Raw genomic sequence first — 340 nt, 5'->3', positions numbered from 1 at the left:
GCCGGGGACTTACAGTCCCCACACATTGCCAATGCACCTAGCGCCGCTGAGTTTAACTCAGCCAAGGAGCCAATTTCGGAGTACAACTCCGAAACAGCGCAAAGGCTCCATCAGCTACCTCAACCTGGCCCGCGAAATCGTGGAGAAAAACAGCGTGGAAGCCACCGAGGAAACAGCGGAGGACGAGCGGATTTAGCCAAGATTATCTGCTCTTTCGGAGTTGTACTCCGAAAGCCCGCTTGCCGGGGACTTACAGTCCCCACACATTGCCAATGCACCTAGCGCCGCTGAGTTTAACTCAGCCAAGGAGCCAATTTCGGAGTACAACTCCGAAACAGCG

At 55.0% G+C, this 340-nt stretch carries 1 pseudogene; it reads left to right on the top strand.

Annotated features, from left to right (window positions below):
• Positions 1-196 (top strand): annotated as a pseudogene (locus BEN48_RS18945) (hypothetical protein); the annotation flags it as partial.
• Positions 197-340: the final 144 nt, after the last annotated feature.

Source organism: Hymenobacter glacialis, from assembly GCF_001816165.1.
Taxonomy (GTDB): Bacteria; Bacteroidota; Bacteroidia; order Cytophagales; family Hymenobacteraceae; genus Hymenobacter; species Hymenobacter glacialis.
The sequence above is the reverse complement of the archived record's forward strand: the minus strand, read 5'-3'. Positions and strand labels throughout refer to the sequence as shown.